Here is a 6436-nt window from a genome sequence, read left to right on the forward strand (position 1 = left end):
ACGTCCACGCCGACCTGGCCGCGCTGCGGGCCGCCGTCGCGGCCGGCGCGCCCGTGCCGGACGCCGTGGCCGTGGCCTTCCCGGCCGACCCCGCCTTCCCGGCGGACAGCGGCCCCGACGCCGTACACCGGATCACCGGCGACGGCCTGGCCCTGGTCCAGGAATGGCTCGCCCAGGACGGCCCCCTCGCCGCGGCCCGGCTGGCCGTGCTGACCGAGCGGGCCGTCGCCGTCCACCCCGGGGAGAGCCTGGCCGGCCTCGCGGGCGCCGGCCTGTGGGGGCTGCTGCGCTCGGCCCAGAGCGAACACCCCGGCCGGTTCACCCTCGTCGACACCGACGGCACACCCGCCTCGACCGCCGCCCTCGCCACAGCGCTGGCCACCGGCGCCCCCCAACTGGCCCTGCGCGCGGGCGAGATCCTCACCCCGGCACTGGCCCGCCACGAGGAAACCACCGGGCAAGCCCCCGGGACGGGGCCGGGCAGCGCGGACAGGACGGGCACACCGGCGCCGGCCGGCCCCGCGCAGACCGCAGCAGCCCCCCAGAGGGCCGGGCTCACCCGCGGTGCGGGCGTCACCGCGGCCCCGGCGCCGTTCGATCCGGACGGCACCGTGCTCGTCACCGGTGCGACGGGCACCCTCGGTGCGCTGCTGGCCCGGCATCTCGTCACCGGGCACGGCGTGCGCCGGCTGCTGCTGGTCAGCCGCAGCGGGCCGGCCGCCGCCGGGGCCGGCGACCTGGCGCGGGAGCTGTCCGCGCTCGGCGCCCGGGTAAAGATCGTGGCCTGCGACACCGGCGAGCGGGCGGCGCTGGCGGCACTCCTCGACACGATCCCCGCCGCGCATCCGCTGACCGCCGTGATCCATGCGGCCGGCGTCCTGGACGACGGCGCGGTCACCGCCCTGGACGCGCGGCGGCTTCAGAGCGTCCTGCGGCCGAAGGCGGACGCCGCCCTGCACCTGCACGAACTGACCGCCCACCTGCCGCTGTCCGCGTTCGTCCTGTTCTCCGGCGCGGCCGGCCTCCTCGGCCGCCCCGGCCAGGCCAACTACGCCGCCGCGAACACCTTCCTGGACGCGCTGGCCGCACACCGCAGGGCCACCGGCCTGCCCGCCACCTCCCTGGCCTGGGGCCTGTGGGGCGAGGCCAGCGGCATGACCGGGCATCTGTCCGACGCCGACCTGCGCCGGATGCGCCGCTCCGGCATCGCACCGATGAGCAACGACCACGGCCTCGCGCTCTTCGACCGCGCCCTGACCGCGCCGGGCGAGGACGCCCTGCTCGTTCCGCTGCGCCTGGACATGCCGGCCCTGCGCCGGGAGACGGCCGGGCACGGCATGGAGGCCGTGCCCGCGCTGCTGCGCCCCCTGCTCCCCGCCGCCCCCGCACCCCGCACCGCCCCGCCCACCCGCCCCGGCGCCGCCCCGGCCACCGGCCCGGCCGACGGCGCCGAGGCACTGCACCGGCGGCTGGAGGGCCTGGACGACGCCGCCCGCCGCCGGACGCTGCTGGCCCTGGTCCGCACCGAGGTCGCCGCCGTCCTCGGCTTCACCGGCCCCGACGCGGTCGAACCCGCCCGCGCCTTCCGCGACATCGGCTTCGACTCACTCACCGCGGTCGACCTGCGCAACCGGCTGAACGCCGCGACCGCCCTGCGGCTGGCCGCCGCCGTCGTCTTCGACCACCCGACCGCCGAGGCCCTGGCCGAGCACGTCGACGAGGAACTGCGCGCCGCCCGCGGCGGCGGCCGGGACGCGGGCCAGGCCGCACTCGCCGGACTGGACGCGCTCGAAACGGCCCTTGCCGCCCTGGCCGAGGACGACATCCGCCGCGAGACCGTCCACCGCCGGCTGGCCGCGCTGGCGGCCGCGGCCGGCCTCGCGCCGGTGCCCGCGGACCGCCTGACGGCCGAGCCGCGGCTCGCATCGGCCGACGACGACGAACTTTTCGCCTTCATCGAGGAGCAGCTGTGACGGCAAGCCCCGCACCCGAGAACGCCGGCCGGAACGCGGGAACGGCCCACGACGCAGCCGGCACCGACCGGATCCGCGACTACCTCAAGCGGGTCACCGCCGAACTCGTCGCCACCCGCGACCGGCTGCGCACCGCCGAGGAGGCCGCCGCCACCGCCCGCGAGCCCATCGCGATCGTCTCGATGAGCTGCCGCCTGCCCGGCGGAGCCGACACCCCCGAGGCGCTGTGGCGGCTGGTGGAATCCGGCACCGACGCCATCGGCGGCCTGCCGGCCGACCGCGGCTGGGACCTCGACGCGCTCTACGACCCCGACCCCGACGCGGCCGGCACCAGCTACGCCCGCACCGGCGGATTCCTCTACGACGCCGCCGACTTCGACCCGGAGTTCTTCGGCATCTCCCCCCGCGAGGCCCTGGCCATGGACCCGCAGCAGCGGCTGCTGCTGGAGACCGCGTGGGAAGCCTTCGAGCGGGCCGGCCTGGACCGGGACACCGTGCGCGACAGCCGTACCGGCGTGTACGCGGGGGTGATGTACGACGACTACGGCGCGCGCGTCCCGCACGTGCCCGGCGCCCGCCTTCCCGAGGGCCTGGAGGGCTACCTCGTCAACGGCAGCGCGGGCAGCGTCGCCTCGGGCCGCGTCTCCTACACCTTCGGCCTGCGCGGGCCCGCCGTCACCGTCGACACCGCCTGCTCCTCCTCGCTGGTCGCCGTCCATCTCGCGGCCCAGGCGCTGCGGGCCGGCGAGTGCGACCTGGCGCTGGCGGGCGGCGCGACCGTCCTGGCCACGCCCACCATGTTCATCGACTTCTCCCGGCAGCGCGGCCTGGCCGCCGACGGCCGCTGCAAGGCGTTCGCCGAGGAGGCCGACGGCACCGGCTTCGGCGAGGGCGCCGGCATGCTGCTGCTCCAGCGGCTGTCCGACGCCCGCCGCGAGGGGCGCACCGTCCTCGCCGTGCTGCGCGGCTCCGCCGTCAACCAGGACGGCGCCGGCAACGGCCTCACCGCACCCAACGGGCCCGCCCAGCAGCGGGTGATCCGCGCCGCCCTGCACCACGCCCGGCTCACCGCCGACCAGATCGACGCCGTCGAGGCGCACGGCACCGGCACCCGGCTCGGCGACCCCATCGAGGCCGAGGCCCTGCTCGCCACGTACGGCAGCGCCCGCCGCGCCGACCGCCCGCTGTGGCTGGGCTCGCTCAAGTCCAACATCGGCCACGCCCAGGCCGCCGCCGGCGTGGCGGGCGTCATCAAGACGGTGCTGGCGCTGCGGGCGGGCGTGCTGCCCAGGACCCTGCACGCCCAGACCCCCTCCACCCGCATCGACTGGTCCGCGGGCGCGGTGTCCCTGCTCACCGACACCATTCCCTGGCCCGACCGCCCCGGCGAACCCCGCCGCGCCGCGGTCTCCGCCTTCGGCGCGAGCGGCACCAACGCCCACGTGATCCTGGAATCGGCCCCCACACAACCCGCCCCCCAGATCCAGGAACCCGAGCCCGCGCAGGGTCGGGGGGCCGGGGCCGCTCAGGGTCGGGGGGGCCAGCCCGTCCCGGCTCGGGGGGCTGAATCCGTGCAGGCTGGCGGGTCTGAACCCCTCCGGGCTCCAGGGGCCGAGCCGGCCCAGGCCCGGGGAGTCGAACCCGCCCAGGCTCAGGAGCCCGCCCCCGTCTTCGCCGGCCGTATCGCGTGGGCGCTGTCCGGGCAGAACGAGGCCGCGCTGCGGCAGCAGGCGCGGCGGCTCGCCGAGCACCTCGACCGCGGTGGGGCCGAGGACCCGGCCCTGGTGGCCGGGGTGCTCGCCCACCACCGCACCGCCCTCGCCGAGCGGGCCGTCGTCCTGGGGGACGACCGCGAGGGCCTGCGCCGCGGGCTCACCGCGCTCGCCACCGGCGAGACCATCCCGCACCTGGTCACCGCACGGGCCGCCGCCGGGCGCCGTACCGCCTTCCTGTTCACCGGGCAGGGCAGCCAACGGCCCGGCACGGGACGGGAGTTGTACGACGCCCAGCCGGAGTTCGCGCGGGCGCTCGACGAGGTCTGCGCGGCCTTCGCACCCCACCTGCCGCGTCCGCTGCGCGCGGTGATGTTCGCCGAGGCCGGCTCCGCCGACGCCGCGCTGCTGGACCGCACCGAATACACCCAGCCCGCCCTGTTCGCCCTGGGGACCGCGCTGTTTGCCCTCGTCACCTCCCGCGGCCTGCGCCCCGACGCGGTGGCCGGCCACTCCGTCGGCGAGATCACCGCCGCCCATGTCGCCGGCGTTCTGCCGCTCGCCGACGCCGCCCGACTCGTCGCCGCCCGCGGCCGGCTCATGGGCGAGCTGCCCGAGGGCGGCGCGATGGCCGCCCTGGAGGCGTCCGCGGACGAGGTACTGCCCCACCTGGCGGGCCGCGAGGCCGAGATCGACCTCGCTGCCGTCAACGGACCCTCCGCCGTCGTCGTCGCCGGCGACGAGTGCGCCGTGGCGGAACTGGTCGAGCACGTCAAGGCACAGGGCCGGGCCGCGAAGCGGCTGAAGGTCAGCCACGCCTTCCACTCGCCGCACATGGACGGCATGCTGACCCACTTCGCCTCCATCGCCCGCGGTATCGCACACCGGGCGCCGAGGATCCCGCTCATGTCGAACCTGACCGGAGCGTTCGCCGCCGGCGACACGCCGTGCGACGCGGACCACTGGGTCCGCCACGCCCGCCGGCCGGTGCGGTTCCTCGACGGGCTGCGCGCCCTGCGCGCCGACGGCATCGACACCTTCGTCGAACTCGGCCCCGACGCCGTGCTCACCACCATGACCCGCACCATCCTCGACACCGACACCCCGGGCGACACAGACGCGCTCACCCTGCCCGTGCTGCGCCGCGGCCGCCCCGAGGCCGACGCGTTCGACCGGGCCCTCGCCACCGCCCACGTCCACGGCCTGCCCGTGCTGCTCGCCCCCGCCCCCGCACCGGGCCCCGGCACCGCCCTGGCCGCCGCCCTGCCCACCTACGCCTTCCAGCGCACCCGGCACTGGCTGGACGCCCCGGCCGCCCCCGCCCCGCTCACCGCCGCCGGCCTCGACGAAGCCGGGCATCCGCTGCTGGCCGCCGCCGTCGAACTCCCCGACGCACAGGGCACCGTGTGGACCGCCACCCTGTCCACCCGCACCCACCCCTGGCTGGCCGAGCACACCCTCGCCGGACGGCCCGTCGTCCCCGGCACGGCCCTGCTGGAACTCGCCCTGGCCGCGGCCGGCGGCGCCCAGATCGCCGAACTGACCTTCGACAACCCGTTGGTGCTGCCCGACGACGCGCCCGTACGGCTGCGCGTGCGGCTCGGCGCCGCCGAGCCCGACGGCTCCCGCCCCCTCACCGTCCACTCCGCCCCGGCCACCGGCGAGGCCCCCGACTGGACCCCGCACGCCACGGGCCGCACCGAGCCCGGCCGAGCAGACACCGAGGGTGCCGCCGACCGGGTGCCGGATGCCGCGGGCCGTGCTGGATCCGGCCGTGTGCAGGCCGATGGTGCGCCTGGCCGGGTGCCGGATGCCGCCGGCCGTGCCGGGTCCGGCCGCGCAGACGCCGACGGCACCGCCGGCCGGACCCCGCACGCCACGGTCGGCACCGTGCCCGGCCCCGCAGACGCCGGCGACTTCGCGGACCTGGCCGGCGTCTGGCCGCCGCCCGGTGCCGAAGCCGTCCCGCTGGAGGGGGAGGACGAGCGGTTCGCCGCGGCCGGCGTCGGCTACGGCCCCGCGTTCCAGGGCCTGGCATCCGTGTGGCGGCGGGGCGGCGATGTCTACGCCGACGCCGCCCTCCCGGCGCCGGAGGCCGCCCAGGCCACGTCGTACGGGCTGCACCCCGCCCTGCTCGACGCCGCCCTGCACGCCGTGACCGCCGGCCGCGAGGACGCCCACGGACTCGTGCCGTTCTCCTGGACCGGCGTCACCCTGCACGCCCGCGGTGCCGACGCCCTGCGGCTGCGGATCTCCCCGGCCGGACCCGACGCCGTCACCCTCACCGCCACCGACCCGGCCGGCCGGCCCGTCCTGGCCGCCCGCTCCCTCGCCCTGCGCCGGATCGCCGCCGACCGCATCGCCGCCGCCCCCGCACCGCTGCTGCGGCCCACCTGGACCCCGCTCGCCCCGGACACCGGCGCCGCCCCGCAGCAGGCCTCCTGGTATCTCCTGGGCGAACACGAACCGGCGCTGGCCGAGGCCCTGACCGCCACCGGCACACCCGTACACACCGCCGCCGACCCGGCCGGCGTGCCCGCCGCCGAGGGCGTGCACGCCCTGGCCGACCTGCGCGGCGCCGGCGACCCGCACCGGGCCGGTCACCGCGCCCTGGCCCTCGCCCAGGCCTGGCTGGCCTCCGGACCCCCGGCCCGTCTCACCGTGCTCACCCACGGCGCCGTCGACGCCGCCGGACCCGTCACCGACCCGGCCGCCGCCGAGGCCTGGGGGCTGCTGCGCACCGCGCAGAGC

The 6436-nt window shown here is 78.1% G+C and carries 2 protein-coding genes; both read left to right on the plus strand.

What is annotated here, in order from left to right:
- A partial coding sequence (locus AB0I98_RS49210) for a beta-ketoacyl reductase (protein ID WP_362952963.1) occupies nt 1–1973 on the plus strand: 1973 nt, incomplete at its 5' end.
- Nucleotides 1970–6436 (plus strand): beta-ketoacyl synthase N-terminal-like domain-containing protein (locus tag AB0I98_RS49215; protein WP_362952965.1); only part of this gene is annotated, 4467 nt, incomplete at its 3' end. The genes AB0I98_RS49210 and AB0I98_RS49215, both read left to right, overlap by 4 nt.

The organism is Streptomyces sp. NPDC050211, from assembly GCF_040656035.1.
Taxonomy (GTDB): Bacteria; Actinomycetota; Actinomycetes; order Streptomycetales; family Streptomycetaceae; genus Streptomyces.